This window comes from Ferdinandcohnia sp. FSL W7-1320 (genome assembly GCF_038050315.1).
GTDB lineage: Bacteria > Bacillota > Bacilli > Bacillales > Bacillaceae_L > Ferdinandcohnia > Ferdinandcohnia aciditolerans.
Genome location: NZ_JBBPAM010000001.1, coordinates 1,894,440 through 1,910,885, shown reverse-complemented (window position 1 = coordinate 1,910,885; position 16,446 = coordinate 1,894,440). Strand labels below are relative to the sequence as shown.

The following is a 16,446-nucleotide window of genomic DNA, read 5'->3' as shown; positions in this document are numbered from 1 at the left end:
ATTTAATCACTCAAGAAGTCTTTCTCAAAACTCGTTCCATGTTCATTATCTCGTGGTTTCTTATCTTTAGGCAGTTTAACCCCTTTTGATAAAATCTCATTCCCGTATTTCCCTTTTAATTCATCAATCACTTTCAGTAAGGGTTCTTTTTTCGCTTCCTTCTCATAAGAAAAAAGATCAAGTTGTTTAAATGCCACTTGTTTCTCAACAAGTTCCTGGGCTGTGACACCTAATAATCGAATGGGTTCCCCGTTCCAATGTTTTGTCCACAAGCGCTTGGCTGCTTTATAAATCTCTTCATCCTGATCAATTGGATTATCTAGTTTCTTACTTCTTGTTACCGTTTTTCGATCAGAATATCGAATCATTAACTGGACATTATTGGATAGCATATCCTTCCTTCTAATACGTGCTCCAACAGAATTCGATAGTCTTTTGATAACACCGAGAAGCTCTTCCTCATCTGTTGAATCATATGGTAATGTTGTCGAATTACCGATGCTTTTGAACTCTGAGATTGCATCAGGGTCAACAAGTCGGTTATCAATTCCGTTTGCTCTTTGCTTAATCCGCTCCCCATTAATTCCTAATAACTGCTTTAATTGAATATCATTGCCCTTAGCAAGGTCTCCAATTGTATGAATATTGATTGTCGCTAATTTTTCTGCAGTTTTCGAACCAACTCCATGCATTTCTCCAACTGGCATGGGCCAGAGAATAATTGGAACATCCCGCTTCCGCAATACAGTGATTCCTAATGGTTTTTTCATATCGGATGCCATTTTCGCTAGAAATTTATTTGGTGCAATTCCAATGCTACAAGGAAGTAGAAGCGTTTTTTGTAAAGTTTCTTGAATGGAAGACGCAATTTCAATCGGCGAACCCTTTTCATAACAGCCCGTTATATCCATATAGCCTTCGTCAATTGAAACTGGTTCAACTAAATCCGTGTATGTGCGCAGGATATCGAACATGGCCAATGAAGCTCTACGGTAGCGTTCAAAGTTTGGTTTACGAACGATAAGGTTTGGACATTTTCGTTTTGCCTCCCATAGTGGCATCGTTGTTTTCACTCCAAAAGCACGAGCCTCATAGCTACAGGTGACAATAATGCCTTTACGCTCTTCTACATTCCCTGCAATCGCTAAAGGCTTCCCCTGTAAAGAAGGATCATAGGCAACCTCGACTGATGCATAGAAGCTATTCATGTCCACATGTAAAATAACCTTCCCATTTTTCGGATACATTTCTTTCATGATTTGCACTTCCTACTAATAATCCATAAATATAGTTTATCATAGAAAAAGCCACCTATTCTATTGGTGACTTTGAATGTGATCCTCAATCATATCAAATCCTTCAAGACTATCAAACAGATTATCCGCATCGAGTAAAGTAATCAATCGATTCTCAAGGGACGCAACTCCTGTTATGTACGGGGAAAGCTGGTAGGTTAAACTTATTTGTTTCAATTGAGTTTTGGGGATATCCATTATTTCTATCGCATCGTCGACAAGCAATCCTACTGATAATGAATCTGTTTGGGTAACGATAATCTTCGTTTTATCTGTATGGGTTGTTGGTATATTAAATAAAATAATTCCTGCATCAACAATCGGAATGAGTTGATCCCGAATCGTTAACATACCTAGCAAAAATGTTGGCATTTGCGGAATAGCGTTTAACTTTTGAGCTCTTTCTATCGAAATGACTTTTAAAACAGGAATGCCAAATTCCTCATTCCCTGATGAAAATACAACGACTTTTTGATCTACCATCAAACACTCACCTCTACCTAATGCGCCTTGGCCTAATTGCGTCCGATTTATCCGGCCCACAGGAAGTGGGTCATAAAGACGTTGCCACAGGATGTGACGTTCTTTGTCTTTGCTCTTTCAGATTGAAAAGCTTCCTCTGAAAAAATCGTGGCATCCGCCGGAGGCATTGACTTTAGTCAGCCGGAGGGTTGTACCCTGGCTGAATATGTTAACAACAATCTATGTTCTATATCTATCATACTTTACCTATTATCGAAAGGAAATAAAAAAGTGAAACTCCTCAACCAAGAGAGAATTCCACTTTTTTAGTACGTTATTTTGCAACTTCTTCAACAATCGCAACGATAAGTTCTGCAGTTTTGACTAGTTCTTCTACTGGCATTTTTTCATTTGTTGTGTGAATTTCTTCATATCCTACAGCAAGATTAACAGTAGGGATGCCATGTCCTGCGATAACATTGGCATCACTGCCTCCACCGCTTTTTTGGAGCGCGCTTTGACGACCAATTTTTGCTACAGCTCGTTTTGCAACCTCGACAACATGGTCCCCATCTGCAAATTTGAATCCTGGATACATAACCGTAATTTCAACCTCAGCTCTACCACCCATATCGGCTGCAACAGATTCAAAAGCTGCTTTCATTTTCTGAACTTGTGCTTCCATCTTTTCTGTCACTAAAGAACGTGCCTCAGCTAAAATTTCAACATGGTCACAAACAATATTTGTTTGTGTGCCCCCTTCAAAACGCCCAATATTAGCAGTCGTTTCTTCATCGATTCGTCCTAGAGGCATTTTGGCAATGGCTTTTGCTGCCATTGTAATTGCAGAAACACCTTTTTCAGGTGCGACACCTGCATGAGCTGTTTTTCCGATGATTGTTGCTCTTACCTTAGCTTGTGTAGGTGCAGCAACAACAATATCTCCAACTTTTCCGTCACTATCAAGTGCATATCCGTATTTGGCAGTAATCATCGAGCGGTCTAATGCTTTAGCGCCGACAAGACCAGATTCCTCACCTACAGTAATAATAAATTCGATTGTACCGTGCGGAATTTGATTTTCTTTTAGAACACGGATTGCTTCAAACATAGCAGCAAGACCTGCTTTATCATCTGCGCCTAAAATCGTTGTTCCGTCAGAAACAATATAACCATCCTTGATAGAAGGTTTAATTCCTTTACCAGGGACAACTGTATCCATATGAGAAGTAAAGTAAATCGGATCCACATCATTTTTTGTGGCTTCAAGAGTACATATTAAATTCCCTGCACCATGTCCTGTTTGGCTAGTGGTATCATCCTCTACAACGTGTACACCTAACGCAGTGAATTTATCTTTTAGAACCTTCGCAATTTCTGTTTCGAATTTTGTTTCTGAGTCTACTTGTACGAGCTCTAAAAACTCATTAACAAGTCTGTCCTGATTAATCATACTATGTACCTCCAAGATGAATAGGTTAATGAATAAGTTAATAATTTTAGCCTATCATATTATCTCCAAAAATCAAATTGTTGAATTATAACGGAATATTCCCATGCTTCTTATTAGGGCGAGTTTCTTTTTTGTTTCGTAGCATTTCTAAGGCTTGGATGATTTTAATTCTTGTTTCTCGAGGATCGATGACGTCGTCCACCATCCCTTGGCTTGCTGCTACATATGGATTGGCAAATTTTTCGCGATACTCTTCGATCTTTTGCGCACGTGTCTGTTCAGGATTATCACTATCGTTGATTTCACGTGCAAAAATAATATTAGCTGCGCCCTGAGGACCCATTACTGCAATTTCAGCATTAGGCCATGCGAAAACTAAATCAGCACCAATTGATTTACTGTTTAGTGCGACATATGCCCCTCCATATGCCTTTCTAAGAATGACAGTTAACTTAGGTACCGTTGCTTCTGAGTAGGCATATAAAATCTTTGCTCCGTGGCGGATAATTCCTCCATGTTCTTGTTTTACCCCTGGGAAGAACCCTGTCACATCCTCAAATGTAATAAGTGGGATATTGAAGGAATCACAAAAACGAATGAATCGTGAGGCTTTATCAGATGAATCAATATCAAGTCCACCTGCCATGTATTTAGGTTGGTTACATACTAACCCTACAACTTCCCCTTTTACTCTTGCAAACCCGACAACAATATTCTTCGCAAAATCTTTATGAACCTCCATAAATGTATCGGCATCGACTACTTGCTCGATCACTTTTCGAACATCATAGGGTCTGACTGCATCGAATGGAATGATTTCTGTTAAGTCGGGTCTATAATCATCGTTATCCTCAACTGGTAGTATTGGAGCCTTTTCTTCATTATTTTGGGGAAGATAGCTCACTAAAGCCCTCACCTGTTGTAATACCTCTTCTTCGGTCTTACCTGAAAAATGGGCGTTCCCACTAATCGAATTATGTACGTTTGCCCCACCTAAATCCTCCGAGCTTATTTTCTCACCCGTTACAGTTTCAATAACTTTCGGCCCTGTAATAAACATTTGAGACGTCTTTTCAACCATGAATACAAAATCAGTAATCGCAGGAGAATACACCGCACCACCCGCACAAGGTCCCATAATCACCGATATTTGAGGGATAACTCCAGAGTATATTGCATTCCGATAAAAAATGTGACCATATCCATCAAGAGAAACGACTCCCTCTTGGATTCTTGCACCACCCGAATCATTTAGGCCAATGAAAGGTGCCCCATTTTTAGCAGCTAGATCCATCACATTTGCGATTTTCTTTGCATGCATTTCTCCCAGTGCACCACCAAACACCGTAAAATCCTGTGAAAACAAATAGACCGGTCTGCCATTTATTTTTCCGTAGCCTGTTACAACCCCGTCCCCAGGTCCTTTTTTATCTTCTAAGCCAAAGTCTGTGCTGCGGTGTTCAATAAAAGGATTTAATTCTACAAAAGTTCCTTTATCAAGTAATAAGTCGATTCGTTCTCGTGCAGTTAATTTTCCTTTTTCATGTTGTTTGTCTATTTTTTCATCTCCGCCACCTAATTCAACTTCACGACGGCGATCGTATAGTTCATTAATTTTTTCATAAATATCTATCATTTGTTCGTTTCCCCTTTACTAGGTTTCTCACAAAGCTCATATAAGACACTACCTGTTGATTTTGGATGCATAAATGCAATTTTTGCACCGCCTGCACCTAGCTTTGGCTCATCAGCAAGCATTCGAATACCATTTTCCTTCATATCTTGGATGCGGTCTTCAATCGATGACACACCTAAGGCAACGTGATGAATTCCTTCGCCACGTTTTTCTATAAATTTGGCAATTGGACTTTCTGGTGAAAGAGGCTCCAATAGTTCAAGCTTCGATTCTCCAATATTAATGAAAGCAACTTTTACGTTCTCTGATTCTACTTCTTCAATGCCTTCTAATTGGAGATTAAGAATATTTGTGTAAAATGGGAGGGAATTTTCAATCGATGAGACAGCAATTCCAATATGGTCTATTTTTTTTATCATGTTTTCACTCCTCAAGCGAGCGCTCGCTCAATAATTGTAAGCGTTTCATATAATAACTATATTGTAGCACGAACTCATTATAAATTGTGTATTTTCAGTTATAATGAATAATACATAATGGTTGTCCAAGTTGGTTTTTCAAGGTAAAATATTTATAAATAAGTATGTAAGCAGAAGGGAGTAAGTGACATGTCCCGTAAAACACAAAAGATTGTTGTATATTTAATGATTGGAGTAATGCTAATTACTACCCTCTTAGCAGGCGTAGGTATGTGGTTTTAATTCAAACATTTAAGTGATGCATGTTTTTTTTACAACGTGGAGGTGACCATTTTGGTCACCTTTAAACGTTAGAATATTAGGTTGGCAACCCCTTGAATAGTCTTTTTATAATTAAATACTCTTCCATTTCTTTAATAAATTGAAAGAGTGCAGCTCTTGTTTCAAACTCCTCTCGGGTTACTGGCAATGGCATCTCTCTAAACTCTTTCCGCATAGATTCTAACTTCTTCAAAAATACAATAGCCGTGTTTCCAGGATGAATGGACTGGCTTACCTCCATAATAAAATCGGCAACCATCTTCCCCTGCTCCACCGACTGAGTCATTGAAGTAATAGTAGGTAACATTCTTTGCAGAATCTCGAACTGCCTTTCTCGCATTTCGAAATAGGTATAATATAAATTTTCATCCCTCATTAAATTATTTTCAACATCTCTATATGCAATGTTTTTCGCTTTTTTTAATAATTCCTCAACAGCTGTTATCTCCCGACCGTCCCAAATACTATCGCCTGTTCGAAGATAATGAACCATTTCGTTTAAAATATTTCCAAATAGAATTTCAATTTCTTGTTGGTATGCCTTAAGTTGCTTGTCAACACTTGGCATATATAGATTTACAAGTAGCGCAACACCAATACCAATGATAATTAACCCTAGCTCATTAATAATTAAATTTAATGTTACATTACCCGCTGAAAATATATGTAAAATAATAACGATACTTGTTACGATTCCATCTTTTGCTTTTAGAATAACGACAGTAGGGATAAAAAGTAGCAGTAATAACCCAATGGTTAATGGATGATAGCCTATACCCTCGAAAAATACAGACGAAAATATGATTCCAACTACACACGCAACAAATCGCTCCCATGAACTTTCCAACGATTTTTTTCTTGTTACTTTAATACATAAAATCGTTAGAATTCCAGCAGATGCAAAACTATCTAGTCCAATTAGTTTTGCGATTGATATAGATATTGTTGTACCTATAGCTGTTTTTAACGTTCTATAACCTATTTTGAACATAAATCGGCTCCTAAAAATCCATAATAAATTTATTATATTGTTAAATAGAGGAAAAACAAAACACATTTACTAATCTTACTATACTTAATAAACGAAAAAAAGAATGATCACGTTGATCATTCTTTTTATAGAACCTTTTCTAAGAAGTCCTGCGCACGTTTGCTATTTGGATTTGTGAAAAACTCATTTGGAGTTGTTTCTTCAACGATGACTCCATCATCCATAAAGAGTACCTTATCTGCTACTTCGCGAGCAAAGCCCATTTCGTGGGTAACAATTAACATCGTCATCCCTGTATGAGCCAATCCTTTCATAACAGTAAGAACCTCTTTGACCATCTCAGGATCAAGTGCTGAAGTTGGCTCGTCGAATAACATTATTTCAGGTTCCATGGCTAACGCTCTTGCAATTGCTACCCTTTGTTTTTGACCACCAGAAAGGCGATTTGGATATTCATTGGCCTTTTCTGATAAGCCAACCTGTTTTAACAATTCCATAGCCTTACTTTCCGCCTCATTTTTGGAAAGCCCTCTTACCTTCATTGGTGCATATGTTAGATTTTGTAGGACTGTCTTATGTGGGAACAGGTGGAAATGCTGGAACACCATTCCGATATGCTCACGAACCTTCGTAATATTCGTTTTTGAATTTGTGATCTCATCTTGACCAACCCAAATCTGTCCCTGTGTCGGTTTTTCAAGTAAATTTAAACATCTAAGAAATGTGGATTTTCCAGACCCAGAAGGACCAATAATCGCTACAACCTCTCCTTGTTTAAAGGTGGTCGTAATCCCTTTTAACACATTCAGTTTGCCAAAAGATTTATGAAGACCTTCTACTCTGATATGATCATTACTCACTACGACGCAACCTCCTCTCAAGTCTTCCGCCTAGGAATGTGAGGATTGTAACGATAATCCAATAGACTAGACCAGCAATTAATAATGGTTCAAAATAGCGGAATGTGTTTGCTCCGACAACTTGAGCCCGTCTCATAATATCCAATAATCCAATTGTACTTACAATTGCAGATTCCTTCGTTAAGGTAATAAATTCATTTAAAAGTGCTGGTAAAATATTTTTGACTGCTTGTGGCAGGATAATATCTAACATCATTGGTCGGTACGAAATTCCAAGCGCTTCTGCGGCTTCTTGTTGGCCTTTGTCGACTGCCTGAATACCAGCTCTAATAATTTCAGAAATATATGCACCTGAATTTAATCCGAACGCCAAAACTCCTGCTACAAATTTATCAATATCATATTGAAATAGCTGTGGAACTGCAAAATAAATTAGAACCAATTGAAGGATAAGTGGTGTACCTCTAAAAATAGAAGTGTAAATATCCGCAAACCACTTTAAAAATGAAACTTTGCTTATTTTAAAAACCGCTAATATTGTCCCGAGAATTAAACCTAAAATTGCCGATACTAGTGCAAATGAAACCGTAATACCGATTCCTTCTAGTATAAACGGAATTGAAGGCAGGATTCCGGAGAAATCAATATCCAAACCCATGCCTTACACCTCATTTCTACCAAAAATTTTGACCTATTCTTCTATCCATTGTTTCTGAAGTTTCTCTAATTCGCCGTTCTCTTTCATCTCTTCTAATACTTTATTAAATTCATCTACTAGCGCATCACCTTTTGCAAATGCAATCGCCATACCTGGTGAAGCCTCAGTAGGGTCGTCGAATCCAGCTAGGTCTAGTTCTTCAATGAATCCTACAGCAACAGTTTTATCTAAATATACTGCATCGATTCTACCTGCTTTTAACTCTTGAATTAGTTCTGGCGCTTTATTTAATGCTGAGAATTCAATATTTTTTAGTGTTTCTTCTTTAATTTTTTTAGCCCCTTCTTCTTGAATGGTACCTAATTGAACTCCAATAGTTTTACCATCCAAATCTTCAAAAGCTTTAATATCTGAATCCTTTAAAGTAACAAACATTTCTCCTGATTTATGGTATTCATTCGAGAAATCAACGTTTTTCTTACGTTCTTCCGTTGCTGACATACCAGAAATGATAAAATCAAGACGTTCTGATTGTAATGCACTTATTAGTCCACCGAAATCCATATTTTCGATTTTAAGCTCATAACCTAGTTTATCCGCGATTGCGTTTGCTAAATCAATATCAAACCCAACATATTCTCCTGTTGCTGCATCAATTGTTTCAAATGGCGGGAAATCTGCAGACGTTCCCATTGTTAAAACCTTTTTCTCATCTTTTCCTTCTTCAGATCCAGTTGCATTGTCATCACTTGTCCCACATGCTGCTAAAAATGCAATTGATAAAATAGTAAACAATGTTACTAGTAAAAACTTTTTCATTATGTTTTCCCCCTATGTCATTTGTTTATAATTATTCGATAGAATGTATTTTAACACATCTGCATAAATATACAATATGTTTTTTAAAAATAATAATTGATTAATAATTCTATTATTTTTTCGAACGTATTATTATTCTGCTTATATTGAGCATTAGGGGATTATTCACACGGAAAAGCCGTTCCAATAAATCAAGCTAATCACTTTACTAATATAAACAATTAAAGTAGAAAAGCAATAAAGAATCAACAATCTTATGCATACAATTTAATTATTTCAAAAAAAAGAAGCCCTTAAGGCTTCTTATACTTCTTCACAATATTCTTCAAAAGAATCCTGTAATTTATTGATTACATCCATTGGTTCATGTCCTTCAATTTCGTGACGCTCAATCATTCTTACAACCTTACCATCTTTTAATAATGCAAATGATGGTGATGATGGCGGATAACCCTCAAAATAGGATCTTGCTTTTTCAGTTGCAGCTTTATCTTGACCAGCAAACACGGTCACTAATTGATCTGGGCGCTTATCATAATGGATTGAATGTGCTGCCGCTGGTCTTGCGATTCCACCTGCACAACCACAAACTGAGTTAACCATTACTAAGGTAGTACCTTTTTTGCTTAGTGCTGCCTCAACCTCTTCAGGTGTTTTTAACTCTTGGTAGCCAGCTTCCGAAATTTCTTTACGAGCTGTTGTTACTATATCATTCATAAACAGATTGAAATCTACTTCCATCTAAAACACTCCTCCACAAAGAAAATTATATTGCCTTCTTTAATAATATCAATTTACAACATGTTTTTACAAACGAAAATGCTTTGATTAAAATATCAATAGAACGTTTAAAATTACATTATTCGGGTATTCTATAAATACATCTAGATCATACCCCTAAACTCCCTAGATGGAAGGAAAGCAATATTTTGCTCTCCTTCTTTTTTTATGCTTCATATAGCTGAATTAATTCTTTCACAGCCGATGTTACATTTAAATCCCCCTGGACAACCTTATTTTCTAAAATGGGAAGTTGTGTTTTGATCGACGGATGATTAAAGAAGCTTGCTTCAAGATAATCTTTAATCATCGCATTTATCCAATGCTTCGTTTGAGAATTCCTCCGCTCTGTAAAAACACCAGATTCTTTCGTCGTCTTAACAAACCGTTGGATAATTTTCCACATCTCTTCCATACCTTCATGATAAAGTGCTGAAGCTGTATACGCCTTTGATGACCAACCCTTCGTTGAAGGCTGAAGATAGTGGAGAATCCGATTGTACTCTCCGCGCGCTACCTTGGCCTTCTGTCTATTGTCACCATCGGCTTTATTGATTAATAATGCATCAGCTAGCTCCATGACCCCTTTTTTCATGCCTTGTAATTCATCTCCTGCACCTGTCAAAACGAGAAGAAGGAAAAAATCTACCATACTTCTTACAACCACTTCACTTTGACCTACACCAATTGTCTCTACCAAAATCACATCAAAACCCGCTGCTTCGCAAAGTAAGATCGTTTCTCTTGTTTTTCGATGAACCCCACCAAGGGTCCCCCCTGAAGGTGATGGACGAATAAATGCTTTCTTATTTCGGGCAAGTGTCTCCATTCTCGTCTTATCCCCGAGAATACTTCCACCTGTAATACTGCTACTTGGGTCTACGGCTAAAACGGCTACACGATGCCCCTGTTCACATAAATACGAACCGAAACTCTCAATGAACGTACTTTTCCCCGCACCTGGTACCCCTGTTATACCAATCCTGACGGAGTTACCAGTATGGGGTAGAATTTCATTGATAACAGCCTGTGCCTGATCTTGATGACGGTTTGCATTACTTTCAACAAGGGTAATCGCTTGTGCAAGAATTGCCCGATTACCTTCTCGGATTCCTTGCACAAACTCTTCAATTGAACGCTCTTTCTTTTTCACAAATGTACGTTTTTCAGAGGGACTATCTTGCTCTTTTCCCTTCACGATTTCGGTTGTAAAACCATCAGAGGCATTTTCTGGCACCCACTCAGGACGATTTTTCTTGTCATTCATCGCTCTCTTCCTCATAACCTAAACGATGATAGATCTCCTCGATGACGGTTTGGGCGGCAACCGGTATAACTGTACCAGGTCCAAAAATAGCAGCAGCTCCTTGTTCTTTCAAGTACTCATAATCCTGTGCTGGGATGACACCGCCCACAATTACAATAATATCCTCACGTCCCAGTTTTCTTAGCTCTTCTATAAGCTGTGGGAGTAATGTTTTGTGGCCCGCAGCAAGAGAGCTCATTCCAACTACATGTACATCATTCTCCACTGCTTGTAGGGCTGTTTCTGCTGGTGTTTGGAATAACGGGCCGATATCCACATCAAAGCCAAGATCTGCAAAGGCAGTAGCAATTACTTTAGCTCCCCGGTCATGTCCATCCTGACCCATTTTTGCAATCAGGATTCTTGGGCGTCTTCCCTCATTCTCCATAAACTCATCCGTCATATGTTTAACATTCATTATCTCTTCCTCATTTGAATATTCAGAGCTATAGATTCCACTAATCGAACGAATAACAGCTTTATGTCTTTGTGATGCTTTTTCAACTGCTTTTGAAATTTCTCCCAAAGTCGCACGAACACGAGCCGCATTCACCGCTAGCTCCAACAAATTTCCGTCACCTGTTGCCACTGCGTTTGTAATAGCAGCTAATGCCTCATCGACTTTTTTGTCATCACGAGAGGCTTTTAACTCATTCAGTCTCTCAATTTGTTTCAAGCGAACTGCCGTATTATCAATATCTAAAATATCAATGGGGTCTTCTTTTTGTAATCGATATTTATTCACACCAATAATAGTCTCTTTGCCAGAATCAATTCTTGCCTGGCGTCTAGCGGAAGCCTCCTCAATTCTCATTTTTGGAAGACCTGTTTCAATAGCTTTTGTCATTCCACCAAGTTCCTCAATTTCCTCAATATGCTTCCACGCTCTATCCATAAGCTCCTTGGTTAAGGATTCAACATAATAGGATCCTCCCCACGGATCAATTACATTACAAATCCCGGTTTCATCTTGTAAATATAATTGCGTGTTTCGAGCGATTCGGGCAGAGAAATCAGTTGGAAGGGCAATCGCCTCATCAAGTGCATTTGTATGCAAGGATTGGGTATGACCAGAGACAGCTGCCAATGCTTCAATACATGTTCTTGTCACATTATTATATGGGTCTTGCTCTGTTAAGCTCCATCCTGAAGTTTGTGAATGTGTTCTTAATGCAAGTGATTTTGGATTTTTCGGATTGAAGGCCTTCATCATTTGCGCCCAAATGAGTCGAGCCGCTCTCATCTTTGCTACCTCCATAAAATAATTCATGCCGATTGCCCAGAAAAAAGACAATCGAGGTGCAAAGGAATCAATATCTATCCCTTTTTTAATTCCTGTTCGTACATATTCCAACCCATCTGCAAGGGTATATGCTAACTCAAGGTCTGCTGGTGCACCTGCTTCTTGCATATGATATCCAGAAATACTAATGCTATTGAACTTCGGCATCTTGTTAGACGTGTACTCAAAAATATCGGAAATAATTCTCATCGAAGTTTCCGGTGGGTAAATATACGTATTTCTAACCATATATTCTTTTAATATATCATTCTGAATCGTACCTGATAATTTTTCAGGAGGAACCCCCTGCTCCTCTGCTGTAACAATATAGAAAGCCATGATTGGAAGAACCGCACCATTCATCGTCATCGAAACACTCATTTGATCGAGTGGAATCCCATCAAATAATGTTTTCATATCAAGAATCGAGTCAATCGCCACTCCAGCTTTACCAACATCACCAACAACACGAGGGTGGTCTGAATCATATCCACGATGAGTAGCTAAGTCAAATGCAACAGAAAGTCCTTTTTGCCCCATTGCAAGATTTCGGCGGTAAAAAGCATTACTTTCCTCTGCTGTGGAAAATCCTGCATACTGTCGAACTGTCCATGGGCGATTAACATACATCGTTGGATATGGTCCACGTAGAAATGGAGGAAGACCTGGCATATAATCAAGATGGGTTAGCCCCTCCAAATCCTTTTCTGTATATAAAGGTTTTATTGCAATTTGTTCGTTTGTCTCAAATAGTAAATCCTCAATAGATTGATTGATTTCTTCTTCTACTCTCTTTGTCCACTGTTCAGGAGTAGAGGGTAGATCCGACTTCTTTAATTTTATTTTTGAAAGATCAAGTCTTTTAGCCATGTTACTTCACCCCCAACTCTTGTTGTAATTGATGTAAAAACTCAAAACAATTTGTGCCCATATGAATAAAACCACTGATTCCTGTATTTAGAAATTGTGCCTCATCTTCTGGTTTTCCTGCTATAAAGAAACGATAGTCTTGGTTGAATTCCTTGAGTTCACTACATATCCTCATTGTCATTTCTTTGTATGATTCGTCCTTCCCACAGAATACAAAAGTTGTCAGATTCATAGCCTTTGCACCTGCAATAGCATCCTCAACTTTCAGATACCCATCATTTTTCAAAAGTTGGAAACCTCCTGCTTCAAAGAACCCAGTAATGAAGTCTGCTCTTGGTTTATGTTCAGGAATTGGACCTAAATTAATTAAACCAACCTTAGGACGTTCACCAGTAGCTCGCAGATAATCCTCTGAAGCTTTTCTCAGTAGTTCAAAGCTTTCCGAAATTCTTACTGATGGGATTGGATTGATGAAAGAGGATGACGCTGAGCTTTGCTTTTTGTCTTTTTGCACTATTTGACCAATCGATGTCTCTTGAATATTCGCATACATATTCGTGCCGACAATTTTATCTCTTCGAAGGTTCACATTTTTTTGTCTTTCCGATAATACTGTTGAGATACTTTCTTGAACACTTCCAGATTTTAAAGCTTCAAGCATTCCACCCTGTGACTCAATTTCTTTTAATAGCTTCCATGCGCTCTCTGCCAATTCGTTTGTTAATGCTTCGACATACCAGGACCCACCTGCAGGGTCAATCACCCTATTTAAGAAGGACTCCTTGTGAAGAATCGCTTGTGTGTTTCTTGCAATTCTTCTCGAAAAAGAATCCGACCTTTTGATTGGTTCATCAAATGCAGAAACGTGTAGACTATCGATTCCACCAACAATTGCAGAAAAAGCTTCTAAAGTAGACCGTAGCATATTCACATATGGGTCGTGAATTGTTTTTGTAAATGCTGATGTTCTTGCATGGATATGCATTTTTGAGGATTCTTCATTTCCTCCGTACGCTTCAATAACTGTCGACCAAATCATCCTTGCAGCTCTTATTTTGGCAATTTCCATAAATACATTTGAACCAATTGAAAACGTAAATGTCATTCGTTGTGCTATTTCATCAATTGAATGCTTTCTATCGAGTAATTCGGATATATATTCAATCCCAGTCCCAATAGTATAAGCAAGTTCTTGTACCGCATTTGCGCCACCATTATGATATGATGACCCTTTGACAAGAATCGTTCTTAAATTGGGTTGTTTCTCTGTGGCCCATTTTACCGATTCTGATAATTGTTCATAAGCAACTTCAAGTTTTGAAGGAAACTGACCATTCTCGACTAATACCGCTAGTGGGTCCATTCCGATTGTCCCTGTCAGAGAATCTTCTTTTGCATAAGCTTCAATCAATGATAAAAAAGGTAATAAATCAGTTTGTGCATCAATTAATACGGGTGTATTTGATAACGAGATGCCATGAAAGGCTTTTTTCATATCATTTTCGTTATGTATGGCCAGCCCGTCACTCGAGTTATTCTCGGTTCGCAATGTAAAATGGATCATCGTTTGCCCATTTTGAAGTGCTTCCTTTAATGCATTATTGAATTCTTCAGGCGTTTGTATATCTATTTCCTGACTCACATGCCATGGATTGTTCACGTATCCAGTAGGTTTTGAACCACGCACTTTTGAGCCTTCCCCAGGCATATCTTTTAGAAACGCTATATGCTGAATGTCTTCCTTTGTATAAATAGGTTTCAGTGTAATTTTTTCATATGTTTTTTTATGTAATTTTTCAAGAGGCTTTCCTTTTAATGATTTTTCTGCTTCCTGTTTCCATGTCTCATAATCTATGGATGGGAAGGTAATATCTTGGTATTTTTTCGATTTATTCGTCACAAGGATTCCCCTACCTTCGTAATCGTTTTCAACTATAATTTTAGTATATCTAATAGGATGTCGCAATGAATAGATAAAAGAAAAAAGACACTGCCTAAGCAATGTCTTTAGTAAATAGATGTATTTTCTTTCGTGGTAGTTTCAATGATTTCTTTGACCCGTGCTAAGAAACGACCTGCAATTAGTCCGTCTAACACACGATGGTCAAGAGACATACAAAGATTCACCATATCACGAACAGCAATCATTCCATTAATGATTACTGGTCGTTGCACGATTGATTCAACCTGTAGTATAGCTGCTTGTGGATAATTGATAATCCCCATTGACTGGATTGAACCAAATGAACCTGTATTATTCACTGTGAAGGTACCGCCCTGCATATCGTCAGCAGAAAGCTTCCCAGCTCGAACCTTTGTTGCAAGTTCAGTAATTTCCCTTGCAATCCCTTTAATTGATTTTTCGTCCGCATGCTTAATAACTGGAACAAATAGAGCATCTTCTGTGGCAACCGCAATGGAAATATTAATATCCTTTTTCTGAATAATTTTATCTCCTGCCCACATTGAATTTATTTGTGGGAATTCCTTAAGCGCTTGAGCGACTGCTTTTACGAAAAACGCAAAGAATGTAAGATTAAACCCTTCCTTTTGTTTAAAATCATTTTTAATAGAATTTCTGTATGCAACCATATTGGTAGCATCCACTTCAATCATTGTCCATGCATGTGGTGCTTCATGTTTACTACGTAGCATATTTGCCGCAATCGCTTTACGCACCCCCGTTACTGGTATTTCAACATCACCAACGGCAACCGGTATGTTAGATGGTGACGCAGGCCGACTAGTTTGTGGACTAGCAACAGGTTGGCTAGTAGGTTTAGACTCTACTGTTTCTACTTGCTGACCAGGTGTAGGTATCTGACCAGACTCAATCAACTTTTGGAGATCCTTACGTGTTATTCTACCGCTCGCTCCAGTTCCTTTTACTTGAGTTAGATCGATATTATGTTCCTGTGAAAGCTTTAGAACGGCCGGTGAATAGCGTAATTTTTGGGAAGTATCACTCTGCACTGCCACTACATTTGTAGCTTTTTCAGTAGTGTCTTCTTTGTCAGTGCTGGGGGTTGACTTCTGATCAGTTTCACTTCCTGCTGTTTCAATCACACAGATTACTTCACCGACTGCTAGAGTTTCTCCTTCTTCCGCAATAAGCTCTTTTATTGTTCCTGAAAACGAGGAAGGTACCTCTGCATTCACTTTATCCGTCATTACCTCAGCTAATGGATCATATTTGTTTACTGTATCTCCAACTTCAACAAGCCATTTACTAATGGTGCCCTCGGTTACACTCTCACCGAGTTGGGGCATTGTTATTTTTTCAGTCGCCAATCA

Annotated in this window: 15 protein-coding genes; 1 reads left to right on the top strand and 14 read right to left on the bottom strand. The window is 38.3% G+C overall.

Annotated elements, in window-relative coordinates; all coding sequences use genetic code 11:
* Positions 1–2 precede the first annotated feature (2 nt).
* From NST91_RS09585 to mce, 5 genes are all read right to left on the bottom strand, one after another.
* Positions 3–1,256 carry a DNA polymerase IV gene (locus NST91_RS09585; RefSeq protein WP_341330943.1) on the bottom strand — a complete coding sequence of 418 codons (1,254 nt, stop codon included), beginning with the start codon at positions 1,254–1,256 and terminating at the stop codon, positions 3–5.
* A gap of 60 nt (positions 1,257–1,316) precedes the next feature.
* Positions 1,317–1,778, bottom strand: coding sequence for a chemotaxis protein CheW (locus NST91_RS09580; protein WP_341330942.1), 462 nt, complete (start codon positions 1,776–1,778; stop codon positions 1,317–1,319).
* Between the two features lie 313 nt (positions 1,779–2,091).
* Positions 2,092–3,210, bottom strand: a complete 1,119-nt coding sequence (locus tag NST91_RS09575) for a tripeptidase T (RefSeq protein ID WP_341330941.1) — start codon at positions 3,208–3,210, stop codon at positions 2,092–2,094.
* Between the two features lie 85 nt (positions 3,211–3,295).
* A complete protein-coding gene (locus tag NST91_RS09570) occupies positions 3,296–4,846 on the bottom strand; it encodes an acyl-CoA carboxylase subunit beta (protein WP_341330940.1) in 1,551 nt (516 codons plus the stop codon).
* Entirely contained in the window at positions 4,843–5,265 is a 423-nt protein-coding gene (gene mce / locus NST91_RS09565; protein WP_341330939.1) for a methylmalonyl-CoA epimerase, read from the bottom strand. The genes NST91_RS09570 and mce overlap by 4 nt, the downstream gene beginning before the upstream one ends.
* Before the next feature lie 189 nt (positions 5,266–5,454).
* On the opposite strand from mce, the gene prli42 reads away from it, so the two are divergent.
* Positions 5,455–5,547, top strand: coding sequence for a stressosome-associated protein Prli42 (prli42, locus tag NST91_RS09560; RefSeq protein WP_165918224.1), 93 nt, complete (start codon positions 5,455–5,457; stop codon positions 5,545–5,547).
* A 76-nt stretch (positions 5,548–5,623) separates the two neighbouring features.
* Here prli42 and NST91_RS09555 read toward each other — a convergent pair whose 3' ends face one another.
* The 9 genes from NST91_RS09555 to NST91_RS09515 form a co-directional block, all read right to left on the bottom strand.
* The gene (locus tag NST91_RS09555; protein ID WP_341330938.1) at positions 5,624–6,577 is read right to left on the bottom strand and encodes an aromatic acid exporter family protein; all 954 of its coding nucleotides are present in this window, start codon (positions 6,575–6,577) and stop codon (positions 5,624–5,626) included.
* A gap of 125 nt (positions 6,578–6,702) precedes the next feature.
* Positions 6,703–7,437 carry an amino acid ABC transporter ATP-binding protein gene (locus NST91_RS09550; RefSeq protein ID WP_341330937.1) on the bottom strand — a complete coding sequence of 245 codons (735 nt, stop codon included), beginning with the start codon at positions 7,435–7,437 and terminating at the stop codon, positions 6,703–6,705.
* Entirely contained in the window at positions 7,430–8,089 is a 660-nt protein-coding gene (locus NST91_RS09545; RefSeq protein WP_121447982.1) for an amino acid ABC transporter permease, read from the bottom strand. Before NST91_RS09545 ends, NST91_RS09550 begins: the two co-directional genes overlap by 8 nt.
* A gap of 39 nt (positions 8,090–8,128) precedes the next feature.
* Positions 8,129–8,914: a transporter substrate-binding domain-containing protein gene (locus NST91_RS09540; protein ID WP_341330936.1), complete on the bottom strand. Its 786-nt coding sequence runs from the start codon at positions 8,912–8,914 to the stop codon at positions 8,129–8,131.
* 303 nt (positions 8,915–9,217) lie between these two features.
* Positions 9,218–9,655, bottom strand: a complete 438-nt coding sequence (locus tag NST91_RS09535; RefSeq protein WP_341330935.1) for a BrxA/BrxB family bacilliredoxin — start codon at positions 9,653–9,655, stop codon at positions 9,218–9,220.
* 205 nt (positions 9,656–9,860) lie between these two features.
* Positions 9,861–10,961: a methylmalonyl Co-A mutase-associated GTPase MeaB gene (gene meaB, locus NST91_RS09530; RefSeq protein ID WP_341330934.1), complete on the bottom strand. Its 1,101-nt coding sequence runs from the start codon at positions 10,959–10,961 to the stop codon at positions 9,861–9,863.
* The gene (scpA, locus tag NST91_RS09525) at positions 10,954–13,152 is read right to left on the bottom strand and encodes a methylmalonyl-CoA mutase (RefSeq protein ID WP_341330933.1); all 2,199 of its coding nucleotides are present in this window, start codon (positions 13,150–13,152) and stop codon (positions 10,954–10,956) included. The genes meaB and scpA overlap by 8 nt, the downstream gene beginning before the upstream one ends.
* A 1-nt stretch (position 13,153) precedes the next feature.
* A complete protein-coding gene (locus NST91_RS09520; protein ID WP_341330932.1) occupies positions 13,154–15,052 on the bottom strand; it encodes a methylmalonyl-CoA mutase family protein in 1,899 nt (632 codons plus the stop codon).
* A gap of 107 nt (positions 15,053–15,159) precedes the next feature.
* Positions 15,160–16,443, bottom strand: coding sequence for a dihydrolipoamide acetyltransferase family protein (locus tag NST91_RS09515; RefSeq protein WP_341330931.1), 1,284 nt, complete (start codon positions 16,441–16,443; stop codon positions 15,160–15,162).
* Positions 16,444–16,446: the final 3 nt, after the last annotated feature.